This window comes from Anabaena sp. CCY 9402-a, from assembly GCF_963920945.1.
GTDB lineage: Bacteria > Cyanobacteriota > Cyanobacteriia > Cyanobacteriales > Nostocaceae > Trichormus > Trichormus minutissimus.
The window spans coordinates 1-1,645 of sequence record NZ_CAWUDL010000174.1 but is presented as its reverse complement, the minus strand read 5'-3'; the positions used below and the strand labels follow the sequence as shown (position 1 = coordinate 1,645).

Genomic DNA, 1,645 nt, shown 5'->3' with positions numbered 1-1,645 from the left:
AGGTCAAGAGAAGCGTGTCAAACGGGGAATAAAAAATAAACAGTTTCTCGCTGGGTTGGATAACAATTATTTAGCAAGAGTTTTAGCATTAGCATAAACTAATATATCAGAAATTAAATTTGAATCTTTAGGAATAATTTCACTTTTCCTCTAGATAAACATACTTTTATAAACTCGAATCTTGAGTTATTTTAGTATCAATAAATAATCCTTCAGCTTCAGATAAGCTAATTCATATTTTTCAGAACACTTCATTTGTTTTATTTATTATTTCAGGGATTTTTACAATTATCTATGTCATTTTTAAATCTCACTTAGTTTTTATTAGTAAATAAGGTGCGTTTTCCCTACCTGTGCATATACCTGCAAATTTATCTTTATCATGTATAACTACAGCAAGCTACACTAACACTTTTTTCCCAAAAATTATTCTGTAGGGTGCGTCAGCATAGATTTATTTTCGTTATTAAATCATCCACTCAAGCTGACGCACCCTAATTGTTTAGCTGATTTATCAGCAAGATTTTTCACCATCAGCTATGGGTACTTGTTAGGGTTTTCTATCATCAATCCTTCACTGATTACTGCTGTATTCAACTCATTATCTGCGGAAATAAAAGTAATAGCAGGTAATCCATTAGCGATGCAAAGTATGTTGACAGCTCGTCCTGCTGCTAGTTGGATAGCATCATAACCTCGTAAGCCGTAGGTTTGAGATAATATCATTCCAGAATTAATAATATTTTCTGTGATCTCAATAATTTGATAGTCTGTTTGTAGATCACTTTTGAATTGATTACATATTACTGTCGCATCAGTCAAGCTAATACTTCCACCACGCGATCGCCTGGTAATAGCGGCAATAATTTCTACACCAGTTATTGCTGCTATAAATACCTCATTCTTGAGAGTCGGATCGAATAGTCCTAAGATCCAAGCTGATCCAGTTTCGCTGATATAACGCTTGACTAATGCGCTACTGTCCAGGAAATACACTGACATCTAACGGCGTTCCTCAATGATAGTTTCTGAAATAGGCTTTCCCTCAACATGAATTAGTTGCCGTTCGGTTATTATCTCATCAGAAGGATGCTTAATATGCTTCACCAAACCAGCGTCTAATAATGCTTGGTGAAATGCTGCTTGCTTGTGATTTTCGTCTTTATTAGCAAGATGCTTCTGAATCGTCTGATTAAGTTGCTGAAGTTCTTCTATTTCCAGTGTTTCTAATTGTTTAAGTATTTGATGTAGGGTTTCTGCTGACATATTTTCAATTATAATTGCCGACTTATTAGTTATATTATATAATAAGCTATTAGTATTATTAAATAATCAAATTAAAAATAATTGCAGTCAAAATTAAATTATACTGCCTAATAAACTGAAATATATCTAATCTAAATTGTCGCCAAGCGTTAGCGTAGGGATCGCCTGTGCATATACCTGCAAATTGATCCTTATTATGTATAACTACGGTAAGCTACACTAACACTTTTTTCCCAAAAATTATTTTGTAGGGTGCGTCAGCATTAATTGATGTTCATGATGGAATAGTGTACCCAAGCTGACGCACCTTAAATTAGTGTAAGTTAACCTGAGTTCGGGTTAAACATATGAAGGTAAAAGCCACTCAAGTTGAAGGCTA

2 protein-coding genes are annotated in these 1,645 nt (G+C 34.0%); both read right to left on the bottom strand.

The window, feature by feature from the left end:
- Nucleotides 1–537: 537 nt before the first annotated feature.
- Complete coding sequence (locus ACM0OR_RS28085; RefSeq protein WP_414579685.1) at nt 538–1,002, bottom strand: type II toxin-antitoxin system VapC family toxin; 465 nt, start codon at nt 1,000–1,002, stop codon at nt 538–540.
- The gene (locus ACM0OR_RS28080) at nt 1,003–1,266 is read right to left on the bottom strand and encodes a hypothetical protein (RefSeq protein WP_414579684.1); all 264 of its coding nucleotides are present in this window, start codon (nt 1,264–1,266) and stop codon (nt 1,003–1,005) included.
- Between the last annotated feature and the right edge of the window lie 379 nt (nt 1,267–1,645).

Coding starts and splice junctions, on each gene's coding strand:
- ACM0OR_RS28085 (WP_414579685.1), bottom strand. CDS start 1,002: ATGTCAGTGTATTTCCTGGACAGTAGCGCATTAGTCAAGCGTTATATC.
- ACM0OR_RS28080 (WP_414579684.1), bottom strand. CDS start 1,266: ATGTCAGCAGAAACCCTACATCAAATACTTAAACAATTAGAAACACTG.